Origin of the sequence: Mesorhizobium sp. NBSH29, assembly GCF_015500055.1 — a bacterium.
In the GTDB taxonomy this organism is placed as follows: domain Bacteria; phylum Pseudomonadota; class Alphaproteobacteria; order Rhizobiales; family Rhizobiaceae; genus Neomesorhizobium.
In genome coordinates this window covers 2,708,975-2,733,242 of sequence record NZ_CP045492.1, presented here as the reverse complement: position 1 = coordinate 2,733,242, position 24,268 = coordinate 2,708,975, and the positions used below count along the sequence as shown (strand labels likewise).

23 protein-coding genes and 4 tRNA genes are annotated in these 24,268 nt (G+C 58.8%); 5 read left to right on the top strand and 22 right to left on the bottom strand.

Features of this window, described 5'->3' with window-relative positions; all coding sequences use genetic code 11:
* Nucleotides 1-12: 12 nt before the first annotated feature.
* The 9 genes from rpoB to tuf form a co-directional block, all read right to left on the bottom strand.
* The gene (gene rpoB, locus GA830_RS13635) at nucleotides 13-4,152 is read right to left on the bottom strand and encodes a DNA-directed RNA polymerase subunit beta (RefSeq protein ID WP_195162367.1); all 4,140 of its coding nucleotides are present in this window, start codon (nucleotides 4,150-4,152) and stop codon (nucleotides 13-15) included.
* A gap of 245 nt (nucleotides 4,153-4,397) precedes the next feature.
* Nucleotides 4,398-4,772 carry a 50S ribosomal protein L7/L12 gene (gene rplL, locus GA830_RS13630; protein ID WP_195162366.1) on the bottom strand — a complete coding sequence of 125 codons (375 nt, stop codon included), beginning with the start codon at nucleotides 4,770-4,772 and terminating at the stop codon, nucleotides 4,398-4,400.
* 54 nt (nucleotides 4,773-4,826) lie between these two features.
* Complete coding sequence (gene rplJ, locus GA830_RS13625; RefSeq protein WP_195162365.1) at nucleotides 4,827-5,345, bottom strand: 50S ribosomal protein L10; 519 nt, start codon at nucleotides 5,343-5,345, stop codon at nucleotides 4,827-4,829.
* Nucleotides 5,346-5,696: 351 nt separating this feature from the next.
* Nucleotides 5,697-6,395, bottom strand: coding sequence for a 50S ribosomal protein L1 (gene rplA / locus GA830_RS13620; RefSeq protein WP_195162364.1), 699 nt, complete (start codon nucleotides 6,393-6,395; stop codon nucleotides 5,697-5,699).
* Between the two features lie 4 nt (nucleotides 6,396-6,399).
* On the bottom strand, nucleotides 6,400-6,828 hold the full coding sequence (gene rplK / locus GA830_RS13615) for a 50S ribosomal protein L11 (RefSeq protein ID WP_195162363.1): 429 nt from the start codon (nucleotides 6,826-6,828) through the stop codon (nucleotides 6,400-6,402).
* A gap of 176 nt (nucleotides 6,829-7,004) precedes the next feature.
* A complete protein-coding gene (nusG, locus tag GA830_RS13610; RefSeq protein WP_195162362.1) occupies nucleotides 7,005-7,544 on the bottom strand; it encodes a transcription termination/antitermination protein NusG in 540 nt (179 codons plus the stop codon).
* Nucleotides 7,545-7,568: 24 nt separating this feature from the next.
* Nucleotides 7,569-7,772, bottom strand: coding sequence for a preprotein translocase subunit SecE (secE, locus tag GA830_RS13605; RefSeq protein ID WP_195162361.1), 204 nt, complete (start codon nucleotides 7,770-7,772; stop codon nucleotides 7,569-7,571).
* Between the two features lie 508 nt (nucleotides 7,773-8,280).
* Nucleotides 8,281-8,356, bottom strand: a tRNA-Trp gene (locus GA830_RS13600).
* A gap of 245 nt (nucleotides 8,357-8,601) precedes the next feature.
* A complete protein-coding gene (gene tuf / locus GA830_RS13595; RefSeq protein WP_195162360.1) occupies nucleotides 8,602-9,777 on the bottom strand; it encodes an elongation factor Tu in 1,176 nt (391 codons plus the stop codon).
* A gap of 618 nt (nucleotides 9,778-10,395) precedes the next feature.
* Here tuf and GA830_RS13590 point away from each other — a divergent pair.
* Nucleotides 10,396-11,058 carry a peptidoglycan recognition protein family protein gene (locus GA830_RS13590; protein ID WP_210330833.1) on the top strand — a complete coding sequence of 221 codons (663 nt, stop codon included), beginning with the start codon at nucleotides 10,396-10,398 and terminating at the stop codon, nucleotides 11,056-11,058.
* 4 nt (nucleotides 11,059-11,062) lie between these two features.
* Here the strand turns inward: GA830_RS13590 and GA830_RS13585 are convergent, their stop codons facing one another.
* From GA830_RS13585 to GA830_RS13570, 4 genes are all read right to left on the bottom strand, one after another.
* The gene (locus GA830_RS13585; protein ID WP_195162359.1) at nucleotides 11,063-12,109 is read right to left on the bottom strand and encodes a PAS domain S-box protein; all 1,047 of its coding nucleotides are present in this window, start codon (nucleotides 12,107-12,109) and stop codon (nucleotides 11,063-11,065) included.
* Nucleotides 12,110-12,441: 332 nt separating this feature from the next.
* Entirely contained in the window at nucleotides 12,442-12,714 is a 273-nt protein-coding gene (locus tag GA830_RS13580; RefSeq protein WP_258045434.1) for a hypothetical protein, read from the bottom strand.
* A 151-nt stretch (nucleotides 12,715-12,865) separates the two neighbouring features.
* Nucleotides 12,866-12,939 (bottom strand) — tRNA-Gly (locus tag GA830_RS13575).
* Between the two features lie 75 nt (nucleotides 12,940-13,014).
* Nucleotides 13,015-13,099 (bottom strand) — tRNA-Tyr (locus GA830_RS13570).
* A gap of 276 nt (nucleotides 13,100-13,375) precedes the next feature.
* Here GA830_RS13570 and GA830_RS13565 point away from each other — a divergent pair.
* Nucleotides 13,376-14,245 (top strand): TrmH family RNA methyltransferase, encoded by an 870-nt coding sequence (locus GA830_RS13565; RefSeq protein ID WP_195162358.1) that lies wholly within the window; start codon nucleotides 13,376-13,378, stop codon nucleotides 14,243-14,245.
* 29 nt (nucleotides 14,246-14,274) lie between these two features.
* Here GA830_RS13565 and GA830_RS13560 read toward each other — a convergent pair whose 3' ends face one another.
* The 4 genes from GA830_RS13560 to gcl form a co-directional block, all read right to left on the bottom strand.
* Nucleotides 14,275-14,802 carry an NADPH-dependent FMN reductase gene (locus tag GA830_RS13560; RefSeq protein ID WP_195162357.1) on the bottom strand — a complete coding sequence of 176 codons (528 nt, stop codon included), beginning with the start codon at nucleotides 14,800-14,802 and terminating at the stop codon, nucleotides 14,275-14,277.
* Between the two features lie 313 nt (nucleotides 14,803-15,115).
* A complete protein-coding gene (locus tag GA830_RS13555) occupies nucleotides 15,116-16,012 on the bottom strand; it encodes a 2-hydroxy-3-oxopropionate reductase (RefSeq protein WP_195162356.1) in 897 nt (298 codons plus the stop codon).
* A 9-nt stretch (nucleotides 16,013-16,021) separates the two neighbouring features.
* Nucleotides 16,022-16,807: a hydroxypyruvate isomerase gene (hyi, locus tag GA830_RS13550; protein WP_195162355.1), complete on the bottom strand. Its 786-nt coding sequence runs from the start codon at nucleotides 16,805-16,807 to the stop codon at nucleotides 16,022-16,024.
* 46 nt (nucleotides 16,808-16,853) lie between these two features.
* The gene (gcl, locus tag GA830_RS13545) at nucleotides 16,854-18,635 is read right to left on the bottom strand and encodes a glyoxylate carboligase (protein ID WP_195162354.1); all 1,782 of its coding nucleotides are present in this window, start codon (nucleotides 18,633-18,635) and stop codon (nucleotides 16,854-16,856) included.
* 200 nt (nucleotides 18,636-18,835) lie between these two features.
* On the opposite strand from gcl, the gene bhcR reads away from it, so the two are divergent.
* Nucleotides 18,836-19,651: an HTH-type transcriptional regulator BhcR gene (bhcR, locus tag GA830_RS13540; protein WP_195162353.1), complete on the top strand. Its 816-nt coding sequence runs from the start codon at nucleotides 18,836-18,838 to the stop codon at nucleotides 19,649-19,651.
* A gap of 123 nt (nucleotides 19,652-19,774) precedes the next feature.
* Here the strand turns inward: bhcR and GA830_RS13535 are convergent, their stop codons facing one another.
* The 3 genes from GA830_RS13535 to GA830_RS13525 all read right to left on the bottom strand — a co-directional run bounded on the left by GA830_RS13535 (nucleotide 19,775) and on the right by GA830_RS13525 (nucleotide 20,828).
* Nucleotides 19,775-20,104: a BA14K family protein gene (locus tag GA830_RS13535; protein ID WP_195162352.1), complete on the bottom strand. Its 330-nt coding sequence runs from the start codon at nucleotides 20,102-20,104 to the stop codon at nucleotides 19,775-19,777.
* A 140-nt stretch (nucleotides 20,105-20,244) separates the two neighbouring features.
* Nucleotides 20,245-20,320, bottom strand: a tRNA-Thr gene (locus tag GA830_RS13530).
* Between the two features lie 97 nt (nucleotides 20,321-20,417).
* Nucleotides 20,418-20,828, bottom strand: coding sequence for a GFA family protein (locus GA830_RS13525; protein ID WP_195162351.1), 411 nt, complete (start codon nucleotides 20,826-20,828; stop codon nucleotides 20,418-20,420).
* 119 nt (nucleotides 20,829-20,947) lie between these two features.
* Between GA830_RS13525 and GA830_RS13520 the strand changes: the two genes are divergently transcribed.
* Both GA830_RS13520 and GA830_RS13515 read left to right on the top strand, forming a co-directional pair.
* Entirely contained in the window at nucleotides 20,948-21,706 is a 759-nt protein-coding gene (locus tag GA830_RS13520; RefSeq protein ID WP_374939269.1) for an NAD kinase, read from the top strand.
* A gap of 195 nt (nucleotides 21,707-21,901) precedes the next feature.
* The gene (locus GA830_RS13515; RefSeq protein WP_195162349.1) at nucleotides 21,902-23,515 is read left to right on the top strand and encodes a DEAD/DEAH box helicase; all 1,614 of its coding nucleotides are present in this window, start codon (nucleotides 21,902-21,904) and stop codon (nucleotides 23,513-23,515) included.
* Nucleotides 23,516-23,539: 24 nt separating this feature from the next.
* Here GA830_RS13515 and GA830_RS13510 read toward each other — a convergent pair whose 3' ends face one another.
* Nucleotides 23,540-23,863: a TfoX/Sxy family protein gene (locus GA830_RS13510; protein WP_195162348.1), complete on the bottom strand. Its 324-nt coding sequence runs from the start codon at nucleotides 23,861-23,863 to the stop codon at nucleotides 23,540-23,542.
* A gap of 18 nt (nucleotides 23,864-23,881) precedes the next feature.
* Nucleotides 23,882-24,268, bottom strand: a complete 387-nt coding sequence (gene sufA / locus GA830_RS13505; RefSeq protein ID WP_195162347.1) for a Fe-S cluster assembly scaffold SufA — start codon at nucleotides 24,266-24,268, stop codon at nucleotides 23,882-23,884.

Here is a 24,268-nt window from a genome sequence, read left to right as displayed (position 1 = left end):
CGGTGACGTTGCTTACTCGGCCGCGTCAGACAGGCGTGCCTGCTCGTCAGCCTTGGTATTCTCGAGCTCGACATTGAGACCCAGCGACCGCATTTCCTTGACGAGAACGTTGAAGCTCTCTGGAATGCCGGCCTCGAAGGTATCGTCGCCACGGACGATTGCCTCATAGACCTTGGTACGCCCTGCCACGTCGTCCGACTTCACGGTCAGCATTTCCTGCAGCGTGTAGGCGGCGCCGTAAGCCTCAAGTGCCCAGACCTCCATCTCGCCGAAGCGCTGGCCACCGAACTGCGCCTTACCACCCAGCGGCTGCTGGGTAACAAGCGAGTACGGTCCGATCGAACGCGCGTGGATTTTGTCATCCACGAGGTGGTGAAGCTTGAGCATATAGATATAGCCCATGGTCACCTTGCGATCGAACGGCTCGCCTGTGCGGCCATCATAAAGCTGCGACTGGCCGCTGGTGTGTAGACCAGCCTGCTCCAGCATCTCGTTGATGTCGGCCTCATGCGCACCGTCGAACACCGGCGTTGCGATGGAGACACCGCGACGCATCTGCTCGCCGAGCCTGACAATGCTCTCATCGTCGAACTTGCGAACCGGCTCATTGCGGTCGTTGTCCGGGATCAGATGCTCAAGCGTGGCACGCAGCGGCTTGATGTCGCTGTTACCGGCAGCCCTGTAGGCATCGATCAGCTCGCCGATCTTCTTGCCCATTCCAGCACATGCCCAGCCCAGATGCGTTTCCAGGATCTGGCCGACATTCATACGCGACGGCACGCCCAACGGGTTGAGCACGATATCGGCATGAGTACCGTCCTCGAGGAACGGCATGTCCTCGACTGGAACGATCTTGGAGACGACGCCCTTGTTGCCATGACGGCCGGCCATCTTGTCGCCGGGCTGCATTTTGCGCTTCACGGCCACAAAGACTTTTACCATCTTCATGACGCCCGGAGGCATCTCGTCGCCGCGCTGCACCTTTTCGACCTTGTCCATAAATCGCTGCTCGAGCGCCTTCTTGGAATCGTCGTACTGGCCGCGCAAAGCTTCGAGCTCGCTCTGCATCTTCTCGTCTTCGACGGCAAACTGCCACCACTGCGAACGCGGATAGTCGTCCAGAACTTCCTTGGAGAGCTTAGAGCCCTTCTTGAAGCCTTTTGGACCGGCAATCGCATCTTTGCCGTTCAGCGTATCGCTGAGGCGCGAATACACGTTGCGGTCGAGAATCGACTGCTCATCGTCGCGATCCTTTGCGAGACGTTCAATTTCCTCGCGCTCGATGGCCATTGCGCGTTCGTCTTTTTCCACGCCGTGGCGGTTAAAGACGCGCACTTCGACGATGGTGCCGAACGTTCCGGGCGGCATGCGCATCGAGGTGTCGCGTACATCGGACGCCTTTTCACCAAAGATGGCGCGCAGAAGCTTTTCTTCCGGCGTCATCGGGCTTTCACCCTTTGGTGTGATCTTGCCAACCAGAATGTCGCCCGGCGCCACTTCCGCGCCAATGTAGACGATACCGGCTTCGTCGAGGTTCTTCAGCGCTTCTTCCGAGACGTTTGGAATGTCGCGTGTGATTTCCTCAGGCCCAAGCTTGGTGTCACGCGCCATGACTTCGAATTCCTCGATGTGGATCGAGGTGAAGACGTCATCGGCAACGATGCGCTCGGAGAGGAGGATGGAATCCTCGTAGTTGTAGCCATTCCAGGGCATGAACGCGACGAGCACGTTACGGCCCAGAGCCAGATCACCGAGGTCGGTCGACGGACCGTCAGCAATGATATCGCCCTTGTTGACCAGATCGCCCATACGCACCAGCGGGCGCTGGTTGATGCAGGTGTTCTGGTTTGAACGCTGGAACTTCATCAGGCGGTAGATATCAACGCCGGACTTGCCCGGATCGAGATCTTCCGTGGCACGCACGACGATACGGGTCGCATCGACCTGGTCGACGATACCGCCGCGGCGGGCACCAATGGCTGCGCCCGAGTCACGGGCAACGATCGGCTCCATGCCGGTGCCAACGAACGGCGCTTCCGCACGTACCAGAGGCACGGCCTGACGCTGCATGTTGGAACCCATCAGTGCGCGGTTGGCGTCATCGTTTTCCAGGAACGGGATCAGAGCTGCCGCAACCGACACCATCTGCTTGGGCGAAACGTCCATCAGATCGACGTTTTCACGCGGTGCCATCATGACTTCGCCAGCATGGCGGCAAATCACGAATTCTTCGGTGAAGGACCCTGCCTTGTCGAGCTCGGCGTTGGCCTGTGCCACATAGTGCTTGGCCTCTTCCATAGCCGACAGATAGACGACATCCATCGTCACCTTGCCGTCGATGATCTTACGGTACGGGCTTTCGATGAAGCCGTATTTGTTGACCCGCGCGAAGGTTGCCAGCGAGTTGATCAGGCCGATGTTCGGGCCTTCTGGCGTTTCAATCGGGCAGATACGGCCGTAATGCGTGACGTGAACGTCGCGCACTTCAAAGCCGGCACGCTCGCGGGTCAGACCACCGGGTCCAAGCGCCGAAAGACGACGCTTGTGGGTGATCTCCGAAAGCGGGTTGGTCTGATCCATAAACTGCGACAGCTGCGAGGAACCGAAGAACTCGCGAACGGCAGCAGCAGCTGGTTTGGCGTTGATCAGATCCTGCGGCATGACCGTGTCGATCTCGATCGACGACATGCGTTCCTTGATGGCGCGCTCCATGCGCAGCAGGCCGACACGGTACTGGTTTTCCATCAACTCGCCGACCGAACGCACACGGCGGTTGCCGAGGTTGTCAATGTCGTCGATTTCGCCCTTGCCATCACGCAGATCAACCAGCGTGCGCACAACGGCAAGGATATCGTCCTTGCGCAGAACGCGAACGGTGTCTTCTGCATCAAGCTCAAGACGCATGTTCATCTTGACGCGGCCAACGGCCGACAGATCGTAGCGCTCGCTATCAAAGAACAGCGAGTTGAACATGGCTTCAGCCGTATCAATGGTCGGCGGCTCACCTGGACGCATGACGCGGTAGATATCGAACAGAGCTTCCTGGCGGCTCTCGTTCTTGTCTACTGCCAGCGTGTTGCGGATGTAGGCGCCGACATTGACGTGATCGATGTCAAGAATCAGGATGTCGCCTTCGCCAGCGGCGAGCAGAACCTTGATGGTCTTTTCGTCGATCTCGTCGCCAGCTTCGAGGAAGATTTCGCCGGTTGCGTAGTTGACGATGTCTTCCGCAAGGAAATTGCCGAGCAGGTCTTCTTCCGTTGCCTTGATGGCCTTGAGGCCTTTTTCAGCAAGCAGCTTGGCCTGACGCGCGGTGATCTTCTTGCCGGTTTCGACAACCACTTCGCCGGTGTCAGCGTCGATCAGATCGCCGACAGCCTTGAGGCCGCGGAAACGCTCGACATTGAACGGGATGCGCCAGTGATCACCGGTGCGCTTGTACGTGATCTTGTTGTAGAAGGTCGACAGGATCTCTTCCGGATCCATGCCAAGCGCCATCAGCAACGAGGTCGCAGGAATCTTGCGGCGACGATCGATACGCGCATGGACCACATCCTTGGCATCGAACTCAATATCAAGCCATGAACCGCGATAAGGGATGACGCGGGCTGCGAAAAGCAATTTACCCGACGAGTGCGACTTGCCCTTGTCGTGATCGAAGAACACGCCTGGCGAACGGTGCATCTGGGAAACGATGACGCGTTCCGTGCCGTTGACGATGAAGGTGCCGTTGTTCGTCATGAGCGGCATATCGCCCATGTAAACGTCCTGCTCCTTGATGTCCTTGATCGACTTGGCGCCGGTATCCTCGTCGATATCGAACACGATGAGGCGCAGCGTCACCTTGAGAGGTGCAGCATAGGTCAGGTCGCGCTGACGGCATTCGTCAGTATCGAATTTCGGCGGTTCAAACTCGTATTTGACAAATTCCAGCATCGAAGAGCCGGAAAAATCCTGGATCGGAAATACCGACTTGAAAACAGCCTGCAGGCCTTCGTCGCCGCGGCCGCCTTTCGGCTCCTCAACCATCAGGAACTGATCATACGATGCCTTTTGAACCTCGATGAGGTTTGGCATCGCCGCAACTTCGGGAATGTGCCCGAAATATTTGCGTACGCGTCTGCGGCCATTGAATATCTGGGTCTGGGCCATCGTCGCTCCTTGGCTTGCTCGCTTGGGGCATCGACCTCACCCGGTCGCGCCTTGCAATTCTTGACTGCCTCCGGCGGCAGTCCGTCCTTCAGATTTTCCCGTACGTGCCCGACAGGTGGGCCAGAACGGGAGAAAACCCGTTTCCTGAACGCCGGTCTTGCGGCCCTCAGGAAAGAGGTTTTCGACTACTCCACCGCGATGGTTCGGCGGACGGAAATCCGCCCGCCGAAACCCGCGATAAACGCTTACTTCAGTTCAACCTTGGCGCCGGCTGCTTCCAGCTGGGCCTTGAACTTGTCGGCATCTGCCTTCGAAACGGCTTCCTTGACAGGCTTCGGAGCGGCTTCCACCAGATCCTTGGCTTCTTTCAGGCCGAGACCGGTGATCGCGCGAACTTCCTTGATCACGTTGATCTTCTGTGCGCCGGCGTCGGTGAGGACGACGTCGAATTCGGTCTTCTCTTCAACCGGAGCAGCAACGGCACCGCCGCCAGCAGCAGCTGCTGCAACAGGAGCAGCAGCCGAAACGCCCCACTTCTCTTCCAGCATCTTGGAGAGCTCAGCCGCCTCGAGGACGGTCAGGCTCGACAGGTCGTCTACGATCTTTGCAAGATCAGCCATGATTGTATTCCTTGTTTGGGTTCGAACGTGTGTTGTTGATAGCGAAGAACGGCCTCATGCCGCCTCGTCCTTCCGGGCATAAGCGCCAATGACGCGCGCAACCGAAGCTGCGGGTGCATTGACGACCTGGGCGATCCGGGTTGCTGGGGTGACGATCATGCCAACCAGCTTGGCGCGCAACTCATCGAGCGACGGGAGCATGGCAAGAGCCTTTACCCCATCGGCGTTGAGCGTAGTTGTTCCCATCGAACCACCGATAATGACCAGACGGTCATTGATCTTGGCGAAATCGGCTGCAACTTTCGGCGCCGCAATCGGATCCTCCGAATAAGCAATCAGCGTCTGTCCCTTGAACAGCTCGATGATGTTTTCGGATTCCGTGCCCTGAAGAGCGATTTTGGCGAGACGGTTCTTCGCGACTTTGACGGTTCCACCGGCTGCACGCATTTTCGACCGAAGGTCGTTCATTTGTGCGACGGTGATGCCGGCATAGTGGGCCACGACGACTGAACCTGCGCCCTTGAACGCATCATTCAGGCCCGTGACGAGTTCGCGTTTTTCCGCTCTGTCCACTGCCTATCTCCAGTTAACAGTCTTATAAGAAGAAGACTGTCGGGTTGCCTTTTGCCGGGCGGGCCATCTACGAAGAGATCACCCGAACAGCGCTCGAGGATCCTGCCCCCTTTGGCCAGACCGGAACCCCGGTCGCAGACAAAAGGCATACACGGTTCGAACCATTCATCGGGGCTTGCGCCCTCTTGTCTGGTCTTCACCCGTCTCATGCAGGCCCATATGAATTAAGGCGAGCCGCCTGCAATCTCGGACAGGATTTCCACAAACCGTTTCCGGTCTGCGGCTCCGAACCCCTTTATCCGGGGGTCCGGAATTCTTTGCCGAAGCGGACTGTTGCCCGCTTCGAAATTCTTACGCCTCAGCCAGCGACGAAACGTCGACCTTGAGGCCGGGGCCCATCGTTGTGGTGACGGACACGCGCTTCAGGTAAATGCCCTTGGCGCCAGCTGGCTTTGCCTTGACGACCGCATCGGTGAAGGCGCGAACGTTTTCTTCAATCGCCTTGGCGTCGAAGGATGCCTTGCCAACACCGGCGTGGATGATGCCAGCCTTTTCGACGCGGAACTCGACAGCGCCGCCCTTGGAAGCCTTGACGGCACCAGCAATATCCGTGGTGACCGTACCGACCTTGGGGTTTGGCATCATGCCGCGGGGGCCGAGCACCTTACCCAGACGACCGACGAGCGGCATCATGTCAGGTGTGGCAATGCAGCGATCAAAGTTGATTTCGCCCTTCTGGACGATATCAACCAGCTCTTCTGCACCGACAATGTCAGCACCAGCTGCACGGGCTTCATCAGCCTTTTCGTTGCGGGCAAACACTGCCACGCGAACGGTACGGCCTGTTCCGTTTGGCAGATTGACCACACCGCGGACCATCTGGTCAGCGTGACGTGGGTCAACGCCGAGGTTCATGGCAACTTCGAATGTTTCGTCGAACTTTGCCGTGGCGCGTTCCTTCAGAAGCTTGATGGCTTCCACCAGACCGTAAGCCTTGTCGACATCGATGCCCTCGCGGGTCTTGGCAACGCGTTTTGCAATCTTAGCCATCGGATCAGCCCACCACTTCCAGGCCCATCGAACGAGCCGAGCCTTCAACCATGCGCATGGCGGCTTCGATATCGTTCGCGTTGAGGTCCTTCATCTTCTGTTCGGCGATTTCGCGAACCTTGTCGCGGGTGATTTCGCCAACCTTGATCTTGCCTGGCTCCTTGGAGCCCGACTTCAGGTTCATCGCCTTCTTCAGGAAGAATGCCACTGGTGGCGTCTTCATCGCGAAGGTGAAGGACTTATCCTGATAGTAGGTAATCACGACGGGGATGGGCGAACCCTTCTCCATTTCCTGCGTCTGGGCGTTAAACGCCTTGCAGAATTCCATGATGTTGATGCCACGTTGACCAAGCGCAGGGCCAATAGGGGGCGAAGGTGTCGCCGAACCCGCTGGGACCTGAAGCTTGAGCTGGCCTGCAATTTTTTTAGCCATCTTATCTGCCTCTTTTCAATGCCGACCCATTTTCAGGATCGACGGTTGCAGTGTGGTGGTTCGGTTCCGACAGCCGGCTTGAGCCGCCCTCGCCTTCCACCCGTTTTGACGAAGCGAACTTCGCCGTCTTCACCCGCAAGCGGCGAACCGATGCGGGAATTCAATTCCAAAGGGCCTCAGCCCTTTTCGACCTGACCAAATTCCAGATCGACCGGGACAGCACGGCCAAAGATCGAAACCTCGACCTTGAGACGGGCGCGCTCCTCGTCGACTTCCTGAACAAAGCCGTTGAACGAGGCAAACGGACCGTCCGAAACGCGGACTGCTTCGCCGATCTCGAAAGTGACCGATGGCTTTGGCCGCTCGACGCCTTCCTGAACCTGGTTCAGGATGCGGTCAGCCTCTGCTTCGGTGATGGGCATCGGCTTGGCCGTATGCCGGTCTTCACCCAAAAATCCAGTAACGCGCGGGGTGTTCTTGACCAGACTGACGACCGCATCGTTAAGGTCTGCCTTCAGCAGAACGTAACCCGGGAAGAACTTGCGTTCCGCATCAACCTTCTTGCCACGGCGAATTTCAACGACCTTCTCGGTCGGCACCACGATCTGCTCAATGCGCGCCTGCAGGCCCTTTTGAATGGCCTTCTTCTCAATATCTTCCGCCACCTTTTTTTCGAAATTCGAATAGGCGTGGACGATGTACCACCGCGCGGTCATTCAGATGCTCTCCGTGTTCGCCTGTTATCGCCCGATGCCGAGAATAATCTCGACACCAAACGCCATCAGCTGATCAGCCGCGAAAAAGAAAATTGCTGCCAGAAACGCAAAGGCCAGAACCATGATCGTCGAAATCACCGTTTCACGCCGCGAAGGCCAGGCCACCTTTGCGGTTTCGGCTCTCACCTGCTGTAGAAAGACGAAAGGATTGTTGGTCTTTGACGCCATGTGCCGCTCTTTTTTGAAGCCCCCTGTGAGAGCCTCGTTATGCCCGTTTCCGGGTCTTTTTGTGCGCCGCGGCAAGGTGCTGCGGCATTCTCTGGTTCCAAACCCGCTTGCCCGGGGCTGGCAGTCGCATCTGCGTCACAGGACCCTGTGACATTGCCGGCATCCGAAGCTCCACATCGCACCGATGCCTGCTGAATACCTGCCCGAAACCTGTCGCTAGCCGAATCAGCGCCGGTGTTTCGAACATGCAATTTAGGCGCGTAAAGCTGGGTTTCCAGCTCCACGCACCGCGTGACTGTTTCGTCTACTTAAAGCTGATTCCGTGCAGATGCAAGTGCGATAAGGTTCTCGCACGCAAAACGCAGCGGTGGAACCATCCAATCGTCCCATCAGCTTCGGTTCTTATGGCGCAACAGAGCTATTGTTGCAAGAGCCCTGAAATACGCGATCAGTCACGGGGCTAATTTCGCTGGAATATTCGGGGTGGGCGTTAGGGCCGGGAAATTCCTGGCAGGGGCAGCAGGGCTCGAACCTGCGGCCTGCGGTTTTGGAGACCGCCGCTCTACCAACTGAGCTATACCCCTATCACGGCGCCGTAATTTCACAGGCCTGCGCGCAATTCAAGTCATTTCGCGAATTTAGTTATTTCACCCGGGCTGCCCGAGCGAAAATAGCAACAGCAAGGCTCCGGCGGCCCTTCAGCGCCATCCAGTTGCCGGTCCTGGAACCAACGCCACGCCGTCCAGACGCGCCAAAAGACCAGATGACACGTCGCAACAGAAAAGGGCGACCCGGAGGCCGCCCTTTCAAAACCCGATGCGGGAGTTCTTTACTCGACGATTGCGGCGACGATGCCGGCGCCGACGGTGCGGCCGCCTTCGCGGATAGCGAAGCGCAGGCGCTCTTCCATCGCGATCGGCACGATCAGTTCCACGTCAACCGTGATGTTGTCGCCCGGCATCACCATTTCGGTGCCTTCGGGAAGCGACACAATACCGGTCACGTCCGTCGTGCGGAAATAGAACTGCGGACGGTAGTTGGTGAAGAACGGCGTGTGACGGCCACCTTCGTCCTTGGTCAGAATGTAGGCTTCTGCCTTGAACTTCTTGTGCGGCTTCACCGAACCTGGCTTGGCCAGAACCTGACCACGCTCAACGCCTTCACGGTCAACACCGCGGATCAGCGCGCCGATGTTGTCGCCAGCCTGGCCCTGATCGAGCAGCTTGCGGAACATTTCAACGCCGGTCACCGTCGTCTTCGAGGTGTCCTTGATGCCGATGATCTCGACTTCTTCGCCAACCTTGACGATGCCACGCTCGACGCGACCGGTCACAACCGTGCCACGGCCCGAGATCGAGAACACATCTTCGATCGGCAGCAGGAATGGCAGATTGATCGGACGCTCTGGCGTCGGGATGTAGGCATCAACAGCCGCCATCAGTTCGCGGATCGCGTCTTCGCCGATCTTCTTGTCGCCGTCCTGAAGGGCAGCAACCGCCGAACCCTTGATCATCGGAATGTCGTCGCCCGGATATTCGTACTTCGAAAGAAGTTCGCGCACTTCCAGCTCAACCAGTTCCAGAAGCTCGGCGTCGTCGACCAGGTCGACCTTGTTCAGGAACACCACGAGTGCAGGAACACCAACCTGACGGGCCAGAAGAATGTGCTCGCGGGTCTGGGGCATCGGGCCGTCAGCGGCCGAAACAACCAAAATCGCGCCATCCATCTGGGCAGCACCGGTGATCATGTTCTTCACATAGTCAGCGTGGCCTGGGCAATCGACGTGTGCATAGTGGCGCGCAGGCGTCTCATACTCGACGTGAGCCGTCGAAATCGTGATGCCGCGAGCCTTTTCTTCAGGCGCTGCGTCGATCTGGTCATAAGCCTTGTACTCACCAAAATACTTGGTGATCGCAGCCGTCAGCGACGTCTTGCCATGGTCAACGTGACCAATCGTGCCGATGTTCACATGAGGCTTATTACGCTCGAATTTACCTTTTGCCATAGTCTCTTTCCTTGGGCGCCTGCGCCTTCAGTTCAGTCGAATGCGGGGCGATTAGCGACTGCTGCCCAAAAACACAAGTGCTTTTGGTCGGCAGCGCCCGGCAGAGCACTCAATGAGCGGCGGCAGTGTGGTTGGTTGGAGCGTATATGGGGTGGTATGCTGCGGTTTCAAAGGCAGGATTTTTATCCCTCGCCGTGTCCGCAGATTAAGTTTGGTTGCCGGCCAGCAACAACCACACAAACCTGGAATTCGATGTAAGCCGGAAAGCCAGTTAAAACAGAGGGGAGCCGATGTTTACACGCAGAGCCATGATTTTGTTTTTGGGCACTTTGCTGGTGGCAGGCCCCGTCCAAGCGACGCCAGGCACGGTGAGATCCGATGGATGTCACGGCCGACCCCGCCACTGCCACAAACCCGCCGAACTGCGCCGCGCTGGCAAACGTCGCTATGTCGCCGGGCGCTTCACCAAACTGCGGAAGAAAAAGAGCAAAACCCGCCGGCGCAGGCACTAACCGCCAAGCGCTTGGTGCTTTTGCCCACCGTTAGGGTTCGTGAAGGAAATCATGGTTGAATGGCGCTTGGCCGGGCTTCCTCCGGTTGAAGATGCGGGAATTTGCCGTGGCACTTCCTTCCGACTGGATGCCGGATGTTCCGATGAAGCGCGTCGTCTTCCACTGGACGGCGGGTGCGCATTCGGCGGGCAGCACGGACCGCGATGCCTACCATGTTCTGGTCGAGGGAAATGGCCGCGTGGTGCGCGGCAATCCTTCCATCGCACTCAATTCGGGCCGCGTGAAAAAGGGCTATGCCGCACATACGCTCAACTGCAACGGCGGCGCGATTGGCGTTTCGATGTGCTGCATGGGCGGGGCGCGCGAAAACCCGCTTGATGCGGGCCGCTATCCGCTGACGCAAGCGCAGTGGGACATGCTGGCGCTGGTGATTGCCGAGCTGTGCAAATTCTACCGCATTCCCGTTTCCAGCCGGACAGTGCTCAGCCATGCCGAGGTGGAACCCAATCTGGGCATCAGGCAGGAGGGCAAATGGGATGTATCATGCCTGCCTTTTGATCCGTCGTGCCGTGGCGCACGGGCCTGCGGTGACCGGATGCGGGCGCAGGTTCAGGCGGCCATGGGCAGCATGCCGCAGCTGCCGGTGCGCAAGGGCAAAGACCCCTCGCCGCTGCAGGCGCTGCTCGAGGAGATCGTTCCCATTTTGGTGCGGGGGCTTCAGGCCGGGCTTAACACGCTGATCCGCGAGATCGTCAAGCGCATCACCTGATGTTTTAGATTTCGTGCGAATGGGCGTCTGTGGCCGGCAGCGCGATGGCGTTTTTGAGCGGAGCAGTCAACGACCAGCGCAAATGCCTCTCGCCCTTTTCCAGCTCGGCGGTGCCGCCCAGGGATTGTGGCGCGACCCGCATCAGGACAACGGTGCCAAAGCCCTTTCGGGTGGATGGCTCGCGCCGTTCACCCGCTGGAGGCTCGAAGCTTTCGTTCCAGTCAATTTGCAGTACCGCCCCATGGTCACTATTAACCTTGCGCCATGCGATATGCACCGTTCCGCGGTCATCAGCCAGCGCGCCGTGCTTGGCCGAATTGGTGCCAAGTTCATGGATGGCCATACCGAGATGCTGCACTCCGTTGGGATTGAGCAGCATGTTGGGGCCGGCAAACGTGATCTGGCCATCATGGCCAAACGGTTTCAGGTGCTCGCGGACCAGCTCTTCCATGTGCGCGCCGGCCCATTCGGTGTTGACCAGAAGATCGTGTGAGCGCGACAGCGCCATGATGCGGTCACGGATGCGGTCTTCCAGTTCGCGTGGGTCAGTCGAGCGTTTTCCGGTTTCGCGCACCATCGACAGAATGACGGCGAACTGGTTTTTGACGCGGTGGTTGACCTCGCGCATCAGAAAACGAATGCGACGCTCGTTTTCCTTGGTGGAGGTAATGTCGCGGGCAATTTTTGAAGCACCGACGATCACGCCATCTGCGTCGCGGATCGGCGAAACGGTGAGCGACACGAAGATCAGAGTTCCATCCTTGCGCTTGCGCGTGGTCTCGTAGCTCGGCACCTGAATGCCGCTCCTGACCTTCGAAATGATGTCGTCTTCCTCACCCTGAAGGCCATCTGGAATAAGCATCAGGATCGAACGGCCGACCGCCTCCACCGCCGTATAGCCGAACATGCGCTCCGCGCCCTTGTTCCAGGTGGCGATGATCGAGTTCAGGTCTTTCGAGATAATCGCATCGTAGGACGAATCCACAATCGCAGCCAACCGCGCATCGGCGGAAGTACTGGGGCTGAGCGGAGAGGCGGGCAATTCAGTCATCGCGCGGAGAGTAGCGCGAATGCGCAAACGGGCAAGTGGAGGGAGTGAAAAAGGTGATGACGCTTTCAACGCTCTCCCTCCACGCTCGTATGCTGGCATGAACAGCAGCAGGCTCGAACTCCCGTTCTTGTGTTCAGGATCCAGTGCCCGGCCACACTGGAATGGGCCGCGATCGAGAGCCTGCTTCTGCTGTCGGATGCGAGCGATTGAGGACAATAACTCGCACGTACGCTTTGAAATGGCGGGACGGTTGCCGAGACGCTGGGGGTCGATGTGGATGATGTCGTTTCGTGGCTCTTGAGTATGCCTCTGGCTGCCTGAAGCCTGAGCCATCACGAACTTTCGTCGCGCCAGATCACTTTGCGAAGGTAGCGCACCCCGACCAGCCGGCGCAGCGTCAGTGCCTGGCGCTCTTCCGCGGCGGGAATGTAGAGGCTGATTCGAAGGAACTCTCTCATGCCACACCGCTCGCAGCGCATCCGCACCGCTTCAACCGGCTTGTCCCCGCATAGCGTCAAAAGATCGGCGGGATCATAATAGCGTTTGATATTGCAATACTGGCACGCCACCCGCACCGTCTGCCGCGCGTCGACTGCCCGCGCCAAAGTCTGACCCTGCCGTTTTGCCATAAGAACGAAATAGGAACATCTGCCTATTGGCGTCAAGGCCACTGCGGTTGTTGCGCGAGCCACCATTCCCGCAAACGGAGCATTGCGTTGCTGGCAGGCGAAGCCGAATTTTGGGAAAGATAAAATCTGGAGCGGGTAGCGGGAATCGAACCCGCATATTCAGCTTGGAAGGCTGCTGCTCTACCACTGAGCTATACCCGCGTATCCAAAGCTTGCCATGGCGGCTGGTGGAAAGCCAGCCTGGTTTGCTTTCATGCTGTGGTTCCGGCGCGGCGATGGTGGAGGAGGTTGGATTCGAACCAACGTAAGCTGAGCTAACGGATTTACAGTCCGTCCCCTTTAACCACTCGGGCACTCCTCCATCTGCCGACGGAACCATGCAACACGGCATGTTCTTCGCGAAATCCGGATGGTAGGGCCGTCCGAAATCCGCGAAGCGCCTTATGGCGGCAAGGGGTTTTGGTGTCAACCGCGTGGGCACTGATTTTGTTCAGCCAGAGCAGGACGCAGGGACAGGTTTGGGCTCTGCACTTCGGGCGGCGATGCCCTCCTGCCCGGCCGTGCCGGCTGGCCGTCACAAAAGGCTTTTTGCGGGTGGGCATATCCAACCGGCGTTCACCGCATTATAGGAGGCGGCATGAGCGATGACAGCAAGACCACCAAAACCCCGCGCGACAGCCACTATGCCAATCTGAGGCGCGCCCACCGCGACCAGAAGGCCGGCGGGGCAGCGCCTGCGGCAAACAGTTTCCGGCCCAAGCAGCCGCTGCCGCCGGGACAAGCCGCGCCGGAGGGCCAGGTTCGGCTCTATGGCATCCACACCGTGCGCGCAGCACTCGACAACAAGGCGCGCAGCATCAAGCGCCTGCTGGCCACCCGCAACGCCCTGGAGCGGCTGGGGATTGCCGACATCACCACCCTGCCCTTTGCCGCAGAACTCGTGGAACCCAGGGAAATCGATAAACTGACCGGCACCGATGCCGTGCATCAGGGCGTTTTGATCGAGGCGCTGCCGCTCAAACCAAAGCCGCTTGAGGCGCTGGGTGACGCGCGGCTGGTGCTGGTGCTCGACCAGGTGACCGACCCGCACAATGTCGGCGCCATCATGCGCTCGGCGGTGGCTTTTGGCGCCGGTGCGCTGATTACCACGCAGCGCCATTCGCCGCACGAATCGGGCGTTCTGGCAAAATCTGCTTCCGGCGCGCTGGAGCATATCGATCTCATCGAGGTGAAAAACCTCGCCGATGCGCTGGAAAAATTGCACGAAGCGGGCTTCCAGACCATCGGGCTCGATTCGGATGCGCCACAGGAACTGGAAGGAAGCTTCGCCGGCGACAGGGTCGCCCTGGTGCTTGGCGCCGAGGGCAAGGGGCTTCGGCAAAAGACACGCGAGACGGTGACTACGCTGGCGCGGCTCGAAATGCCGGGCGCCATCCGCTCGCTCAATGTTTCCAATGCCGCCGCCGTCAGCCTCTATGCGGCCCGCAAGGTGCTCAAGGGCGGCTGACCCGCAGCTCAGAAAAGTGGCGTCGTCGTTCAAGCCTGTTGAGCCGCCACCGCATCGCTGATCGCCATCAGGGTGGCACGTATCGCGTCGGCCACTGCCGGGGTGTTCACCATGGCCTGCTCATCCAGCCCACTGCCCAAAAGCGGAATGCTGGCGCTGGCTCGGCCCACCAGATTAGCGTTCATGGTGTTCAGAATCTCGCGAAGTGCATCGTCGGCATGGTGGGCGCGCGGCGATGCGTTGAAGACAGCCACGGTTTTGTACACAAAGGGCGGATGGCCGACGAGCCAATCCAGTGCGTTCTTGATGCTGCCTGTCACACCATGGGCATATTCAGGACTTGCGATCAGCAGCGCATCTGCTGATTCTATCTGGCGGTAAAAAAGCTCGACGGCAGCGGGAGGCCGGGATTCGAGATCGGGGTTGAAAAATGGCAGGTCGCCCACGCAAAACACATCGACCACCATGCCAGACGGAGCCAGCGTGCGCGCTGCGCGCAGCAGCGCCGAGTTGATCGACGCGGCCCTCAGGCTTCCCGACATCGCCAAAACTTTCACTTCGTCTCCTCCAGGTTCGGGAATCAGTCCGGCTCGAACCCTGAACGTTTTTTAGGCATACCCGCGTGGACACGCCACGCGGTGGAGCAGAATTTCAGGTGCTGTTTTGCCCATGCATGGCGGTTTTCAGGATGCGGCTCAGAAAATGCTGCACTATCGCACCGGGCTGAGCGGCTTTGTCGCCGATAATGAGCGGAAGACGCAGCCGAACCGGCGTTGTGGACAGATTGATCGGGCTTGCGGCCCCTTCTCTCAGCTACATCTTTGTTCCAACATGCTTTTTCTGGATGGGAAAGGCTGCCTCAATGCATATTCATGCATCTTCCAGCGCATGTCCTGCCATGCGTTCCAGCGCCTTCACCAGCGCCGAGTGATCCTCTTTCGCGCCGCCATGGGCTGCGCAAGAGTTGAACAGTTGCAAGGTGTTGGCGGTGTTAGGCAGGCTGACACCGAGGCTGCGCGCGCCGTCCAGCGCCAAGGCCAGGTCCTTTTGATGGAGTTCGATGCGGAAGCCGGGATCGAAAGTGCGGCTGATCATGCGTTCACCGTGCACTTCAAGAATGCGCGATGCGGCCAGTCCGCCCATCAACGCCTGGCGCACCTTTGCCGGGTCTGCGCCTGCTTTGCATGCAAAAACAAGGGCTTCGGCCACCGCCTCGATGGTCAGCGCCACCACAATCTGGTTGGCGACCTTGGCAGTTTGGCCGCTGCCAACCGGGCCGACATGGGTGATGTTGTTGCCCAGCTTCTCAAACACCGGCAGCGCTCGCTGGAAGGTTTTCGGGTCGCCACCGACCATGATGGTCAGCGATGCGGCCTTGGCACCGACCTCTCCACCCGACACCGGCGCGTCAAGATATGAGCAAGTCATGCCCTTGATTTTGCTTGCAAAATCCTTTGTAGCCTGCGGAGATATGGAACTCATGTCGATGACCAGCTTGCCCGCCGACAAGCCTTGCGCAACGCCATCCTGGCCAAACAGCACGTCCTCGACCTGTGGCGTATCGGGCACCATGAGGATGATAATGTCGGCCTCGCGCGCCACGGCGGCAGCACCTCTTACGCCCGCTAAACCCTTTTCAATCAATGGCTTGGGCGGCGCTTTCCGGTGGTCGCTGGTAATCACGGCATAGCCCGCATCGAGAAGATGGCCCGCCATCGGCGCCCCCATGATGCCCAGTCCGATGAAGCCGATTTTTTTGTCTTGCATTTTTATTCCTCAGCTCTGCTTCATCTCTTCAAGCCATCCGAGGCCGGCCTCGGTGCCGGCCTGCGGTCTGTATTCAGCGCCGATCCAACCGGTGTATCCGACGCTTGCCAAGTGCTTGAACAGAAACGGGAAATTAATCTCTCCGGTGCCCGGTTCGTGGCGTCCCGGATTGTCGGCAATCTGGATGTGGGCGATGCGGTCGATGTTTTTGGAAAGCGTCGGAGCGAGATCTCCCTCCATGATCTGCATGTGATAAATGTCGTATTGCAGGTACAGATTGCTGCTGCCGATGTGGGCAATCAGCCCCAGTGCCTGCGCCGACGCAGTGAGGTAAAAGCCTGGAATGTCACGCGTATTGATCGGCTCGATCAAGAGCTTAATATTTGATTCTGCAAGCTTTTCAGATGCATATGATAAATTGCTAATGAATGTTTCCGCAAGGACATCATCTGAAACATCTCGCGGAATTATGCCAGCGAGGCAGTTCACCTGAGGGCATGAGAGCGCATTCGCATAGGTGATAGCGGTGTCGACGCCGCGACGGAACTCGTCGACCCGGTCCGGCAGAATAGCAATGCCGCGCTCGCCTGCCGCCCAGTCGCCTACAGGCAGATTGAACAGAACCTGCTTCAGCCCGTTGCGCTGCAGCCGCTCGGCGACCATTTCGGGCGCAAAATCATAGGGGCCGATATATTCCACACCGGTAAAACCCGCGTGGGCTGCGGCGTCGAAACGGTCAAGGAAATCGTGCTCGGTAAACAGCATCGACAGATTGGCGCTAATTTTTCGGGGCATTTCGCGGTCCATAAACTCTTTTGGTTCAGTTGGTTAGCATCTGATCTCAATCAAGCAGCGCAATCGCGGTTGGCGCATCCTCATTGGCGGCGGCCAGATCCTCGAACTCTACAACGGCATCGATTTCGGTGCCCATCGAAATGTTCGTTACCCGTTCCAGGATGAACTCGAGAACGACCGGCACCTGGTGTTCGTCCATCAGTTCCTGGGCCTGCGCAAACGCCCTGGCAAATTCTTCCGGCCTTCTCACCCTTAACGCCTTGCAGCCCATCGCCTCGGCTACTCCCACGTGATCGACACCATAGCCAACCTCTGCATGGCCAATCGTGTTGATGTTGTCGAAGGCGAGGCTAACCTCGAAATCCATATCGAAACCGCGCTGAGCCTGGCGGATCAGGCCGAGATAGGCATTGTTCACAACTATATGAATATATGGCAGTTTATGCTGCGCACCGACTGCCAGTTCCTCGATCATGAACTGGAAATCATAGTCTCCTGACAGCGCGACGATGGGCCGGTCTGGGTCTGCCGCACGCACACCCAGCGCTGCCGGCAGGGTCCAGCCGAGTGGGCCGGCCTGACCACAATTGATCCAGTTACGCGGTTTGTAGACATGCAGAAACTGGGCGCCGGCAATCTGGCTAAGCCCAATCGTCGACACATAGCAGGTGTCGCGGCCAAATGCCTTGTTCATCTCCTCATAGATCCGCTGCGGCTTCAGCGGCACATTGGCAAAGTGGGTCTTGCGTTTCATCGTCCTCTTGCGCTTCTGGCAAGCGCTGGTCCATTCTGACCAGTCTCTGAGGTTGCCGGCAATTTTCCACTCCGTTGCCACATCGAGTAACATTTTCAATGCCTTGCCTGCATCGGATACAATTCCGAAATCCGGAGCGAAGACGCGGCCAATCTGCGTCGGCTCGATGTCGACATGGATAAACTTTTTGCCGGCAGTGTATTTTTCGACGGTGCCGGTGTGCCGATTGGCCCAGCGGTTGCCGATGCCCAGCACAAAATCGGAAGCCAGCATGGTCGCATTGCCATATCGATGTGAAGTCTGCAGACCGCACATGCCGGCCATCAGCGGATGGTCGTCGGGGATCGTGCCCCAGCCCATCAGCGTCGGCACAACCGGCACTCCGGTGATTTCGGCGAATTCGATCAGGAGGTCCGAAGCGTCAGCGTTGATGATGCCGCCGCCGGCGACAATGAGCGGACGTTCAGCGGCGTTCAGCATGGCAAGCGCCTTTTCGGCCTGCGCCCGGGTGATTTCGGGTTTGTAGATCGGTAGCGACGCGTAGGTCTCGATGTCAAACTCGATCTCGGCCAATTGGACATCAACCGGCAGGTCGATCAGCACGGGCCCGGGGCGACCCGAGCGCATCAGGTGAAAAGCCTGCGCAAAGGCCATCGGGACCTGGTAGGGCTCCATCACGGTCACCGCCCATTTGGTGACGGGTTTTGCGATGGAGGCTATATCGACGGCCTGAAAATCCTCCTTGTTCAGCCGCGCGCGCGGCGCCTGCCCGGTGACGCAGAGGATCGGGATGGAATCTGCAGAGGCCGAATAAAGCCCCGTAATCATGTCGGTTCCGGCCGGACCGGACGTGCCGATGCACAGCCCGATATTGCCGGCGCTGGCGCGGGTATAACCCTCAGCCATATGGGACGCCGCCTCGACATGACGGGCAAGGATATGCCGGATGGAGCCTCGGGCCTTCAGCGCTGCATAGAACGGATTGATCGCCGCGCCGGGCACCCCGAAAGCACAGTCGATCCCCTCTTTTTCCAACACGAGAACTGCCGCATCAACGGCGCGCATCCTGGCCATTTTTCGTCCTTTCGGATTTATCTGATCAGACTGTGCCGTGTTCAACCACGGTGTTCAACTTTTTCAGAATATTTTTCCATTTCTGAATGAAATTATCATCTACTTGTTTTTTCGATGTTTTATGTTTTTCACACATCCGATATTGGAATTTTTGAAAAACTTTTTTACGCTGTGGAAGACCATTTTTGAGGACCTTACCGATGCCGTTGACCGAAAAACGCCAGCGCGGAAGACCGCGCGCTTTCAAGGTGCCTGTCGATGCGGGGCCGGTGCAGGCGCTCGACCGTGCGCTCAGAGTGCTTTCTGTCGTGGCCGAAGGCGACGGGCTGTCGCTCAGCGAACTTGCTGCTGCCGCAGAGCTTGCCCCGTCGACCGCCTACCGCATGCTCACCACGCTTGAGGCGCACAAGATGGTGGAGTTCGAGCCCGGCCCGCAACTCTGGTCCATTGGCGTCGGGACCTATCGGATGGGTTCGGCCTTCCTGCGCCGGCGCAAGCTGGCGGACAGGGCACGCAGCATCATGCAGGCGCTGATGGAAGAGACCGGCGAGACCGCAAATCTGGGCGTCGCCGAAGAAGATGGCGTGGTGTTTATCAGCCAAGTAGAAACGCATGAGGCGATCCGCGCCTTCTTCCGCCCGGGTACCGCCGGGTCATTCCATGCATCAGGCATCGGCAAGGCCATTCTGGCGCATCTTGCCGAACCGCGCCGGGCCGCCCTTCTGGCACGCAACCTGCCTGCCTATACGCTCAATACATTGACTGAAGCAGGCGCACTGGCCGAAAACCTTTCAGCCATCCGCCAGCGCGGCTATGCAGTCGACGATGAAGAGCGCAATGCCGGCATGCGCTGCATCGCATCCGCCATTTTCAACGAATTTGGCGAACCGATTGCCGGCATTTCGATCTCCGGGCCAACGGTGCGGGTTACTCCCGAGCAGGTTTTGCGGTTCGGCCCGCTGGTGCGTACGGCTGCGGCGACGGTGACGGCGTTGATTGGCGGCGTGGTGCCCTGAAACGCCTGCTACACTGGTCGGCAGTCGCAGTCCGCGGGGGTCCCTCGCTGTACACCCACGTCAATGCAAGGAAAGCGGCCTGCGCCGCCCCCCTCGCCTTTCCGATTGCATGTCCTCTAGTTCCTAAAGCCGGCAGCGGCGTTCGTAGCCGTGGCGGTCGACAAAGGTGTCGCTGCGGTGGTCATAGCTGCGGTAGCGGGCATAGCAGCGACGTACGTGGCGTTCCCAGCCGTAGGCACGGCCATGATGCGGGCGATAGTAATAGCCGTCATCAACATAGCCCGGACCGCCGCCAATGGTGGCGCCAATGATGAAGCCGCCAACACCGGCAAGAGCCGCCGCTTCGCCGGGCGTCAGGCCTGCCGCCTGTGACGACTGGCTGGAACTGGCGAGGGCGCCAACCGAAAGGCTAAGGGCGAATAGAGCGGTAGCAAAAGTGCGCTTGAACGACATGGTGAAAACCTCCGTGCGAGGAAGCGGTCGATCCGCTTCATACTCGTCAGTCGCAACGGGCGGAGGAAAGGTTCATGATAAAAATTGCGCCGGGCAGAAAACCCGCTGGTCGTGCCGACTATCCGCAAAATGTGAAAGGCTGGTGCCCCCGGCAGGAATCGAACCCGCGACCTTCGGTTTACAAAACCGCTGCTCTACCATCTGAGCTACAAGGGCACTGCGGCGCACCGGTTACCGATAATCGACGCGCCAGTAAAGCGAAAATGTGGTAGCGCCTGGCTGACATCGGGAGATCCAGCCTCCATCTGCCCTGTCAGCTTTGGCGTTCGAAGGTGGTTTCCACGCAGGCAAGCTCCGGCAGCCAAGGCAGCGCTTCCTCGTGCCAAGTCTGCACTTTTGGCACCAGCTGCGTGCGCTGGCGGGCGGTTCCGGTACGTACTCCGTAAACTTTTGAGCCATCGCCCACTGATGTGGCGTAAAACTGTGAACCGCAGTCGCCGCAAAAAGCCTGCGCGCGCTTGTTGCCGCTTTCGGCGGTTTTCACGTAGATTTTCGGTTCTCCAGAGAGAAGGTGAAAATCGTTTTCAGACACAGGAACGGTGACACGAAACGCGGTGCCAGTGAACTTCTGGCAATCGACACAGTGGCAGATCGAGACCTTTGCCGGGTCGACCTCAGCTTCATACGTGATCTTACCACAGTGGCAGCTTCCATCAATTTTCATCTCTTATCTCCTTTTCCTGCTCGGTGGCCGCATCCTTTGCAGCCTGCAATGGCGCGTGCTAACCCAACAGGCGTTGTACGTCCAAAGTGAATTGATCAGGCCCGATGAGCAATCCTAAAATGAAATTTGCGTTCGTCTCGTCCGATGCGGACGATGCGCGCGCCGCCGTTGGCCAACTTGCCGGGCGTTACGGTCAGGTTGACGTCAATGATGCCGATGTTGTGGTGGCACTTGGCGGCGACGGGTTCTTGCTGCAGACGCTGCGCGAGACGATGGGCACGGGGAAGCCGGTCTACGGCATGAACCGGGGCACGGTCGGATTTTTGATGAACAGTTTTCGCGAGAATGGGCTTATTGAGCGGATTGAGGCGGCGTCTTCGGAAACCATCCGCCCACTGGCAATGGAAACCATTGCCGCTGATGGGACTAAAAGCGAGGCGCTCGCCATTAACGAGGTGGCGCTGTGGCGGCAATCCTACCAGACAGCCAAGATCCGGATTTCCATTGACGGAAAAGTGCGGTTGGAGGAACTGTCCTGCGACGGCGTGATGGTGGCGACGCCTGCCGGCTCGACCGCCTATAATCTTTCTGCTCATGGGCCGATCCTGCCGCTGGACGCACCGCTTCTGGCGCTGACGCCGGTCAGCCCCTTTCGGCCTCGTCGCTGGCGTGGCGCACTGATACCGGCAAAATCGACCGTGCGCTTTGACATTCTGGAAGGCGATAAGCGGCCCGTGAACGTCGCGGCGGACCACAGCGAATTCAAATCAGTTGCATCCGTCACTGTTTGCCAGTCGACCGAAAAGACCGCTACTTTGTTGTTTGACGCCAGCCATTCATGGAACGAGCGCATTCTCAACGAGCAGTTCCGCTACTGACCTTGCGGCACCTGTTGCTCCAAATGATCTGCCGGAATTAAGGTTAGCAGCGTTGCGATAGCGCGATAAAGGCGGTTTGTGTTGACAAACTGCAGCCCTGCCCGTATCGCCATATCATCTATTGCAGGCGCGTGGCGTCTGCCGCGGCAGAACATGCCCCGAACAGTCAGCCCCGAACACAAAGCAGCCAAACACTTGTCTTCAGACGAACAGACCGCGCCAGATGCGTTGACCTTTGCAGACCTTGGCCTTTCGCCGAAGGTTCTTTCCGCCGTCACCGACGCCGGCTACACCGTGCCGACGCCGATCCAGGCCGGCGCCATTCCCCACGCCCTGCAGGGCAAGGACGTTTTGGGTATCGCCCAGACCGGGACCGGCAAGACAGCCTCTTTCGTGCTGCCTATGCTGACGCGGCTGGAAAAGGGTCGCGCCCGGGCAAGAATGCCGCGCACGCTGATCCTCGAGCCAACCCGCGAGCTTGCCGCTCAGGTCGAAGAGAATTTTATCAAGTACGGCAAGAATTTTCCGAGGCTGAACATCGCGCTTCTGATCGGCGGCGTGTCGTTCGAGGAGCAGAACAAGAAGCTGGAGCGCGGCGCCGATGTGTTGATCGCGACACCAGGGCGCCTGCTCGACCACAGCGAACGTGGCAAACTGTTGCTCAATGGTGTGGAAATCCTTGTCATCGACGAAGCCGATCGCATGCTCGATATGGGTTTCATCCCCGACATCGAACGCATTTGCGAGATGATCCCTTCGCTAACTCGTCAGACATTGTTCTTCTCGGCCACCATGCCGCCTGAGATTACCAAGCTGACCGAGAAGTTCCTGCACGCCCCTGTGCGCGTTGAAGTATCGAAGGCTGCCAGCACCGGCGAAAACATCACCCAGCGGCTGGTCAAGTCCGGTACCAAGCCGTGGGATAAACGGGCGGTATTGCGTGACCTCATCGTTGCGGAATCCGAAGGGCTAAAGAACGCCATCATCTTCTGCAACCGCAAGGTGGAAGTATCGGAACTGTTCCGCTCGCTGATCAAATATGAGTTTGACGCCGGCGCGCTGCATGGCGACATGGACCAGCGCGCGCGCATGCAGATGCTGAGCAGCTTTCGAGACGGCAAGCTGAAGCTTCTGGTCGCGTCCGACGTCGCGGCGCGCGGGCTTGATATTCCCGATGTCAGCCACGTCTTCAACTATGATGTGCCGATCCATGCCGAAGATTATGTTCACCGCATTGGCCGCACAGGCCGCGCCGGACGATCTGGCAAGGCATTTACCATCGCTACCAAGTCTGATGCGAAATACCTTGCAGCCATCGAAAAGCTGACCGGCCATGAAATTGAATGGCATGACGGCGATCTTTCCACGGTCGTTGCCAGTGAAGGCGAAGACGAGGCGCCACGCCGTGGCCGCGGTGCACCACAGCGTGCTGGCCGCAAGGGTGATGGAGACCGAAAGCCACGTGGTCGCGAGCGTGGGGGCAGATCAACTTCTACACCTGCCACCGATGCATCGACGGCTCCACAGCCGGCAGAAGCAGCGCCGATTGCGCCAGCACCCGTGGAACAACGCACGCGTGCTGACAACAGCGAACGCAAGGCGCAGCGCAGTGCTGAGCAGCCACGCAATACTGACCAGCCGCGCAATGCTGAGCAACCGCGCAATGACCGCCCGCGTCGCGATGATCGTAATGGCGGGCGCCCTGACCGCACCGAACAAAACCGTCGCCAGCGCGAGCAGGATGATGACGGCACGATCGGTTTTGGCGATGAGATGCCAGCCTTCATGAAGGTTTCGGCCAAGATTTAGCTGGAGCCGGCAACGCCGTTCCCACTACTTGGCCGACCGTAGGCCCGCTTCAAACGATTTGCGCGCCCAGTTTGCCATTTCATGGGGGTCGTCGACAGCTTCGTCTGGTACCGACCAGTAGGGCATGGAAACCAGTTTGCCGTGGCGCTTGCCAGTATAAGACCACTGCGTGCAGCCGGCAGCGGCTAATTCCGGGGCAAGTTGCGCGTCGCCTTTGAGCATCAGCTCATCGCGCAGTTCGATGGCTATGATAACACCTTCGAAATAGATGCCCTTGCCACCAAACAATCGTTTGATCTGCACTGGTCCGAGCTGGGCGAAGAGGTCGGTGATCGCCGCGTGGTCCAAGGCACGGCTCCAGTATGATCAGGCGGCGCTTTGGGCGCGGGCTGCGGCCAGCTCTTTGAGATCGGCCGGCTTGAGCTCGACCGATTCACCACAGCCACAGGCCGAGCTTTGGTTAGGATTGTGGAAAGTGAAACCGGTGCGCAGCGTGGTCTGCTCAAAATCCATCTGGGTGCCAAGAAGGAACAACGCCGCCTCCGGTGCGACATAAACATGCGCGTCGTCATGCTCGATGTGGTCGTCGCCGGCCTTGGCTTCCGTTACCAGATCGACGGTATATTCCATGCCCGCACAGCCGCCCTTCTTGATACCAAGGCGAATGCCCTGCGCATTGTCACGGGTGGCCATGATCTCTCGCACACGCGCGGCGGCCCGGTCGGTCATGGTGATGACTGCAAAACGTGCCAT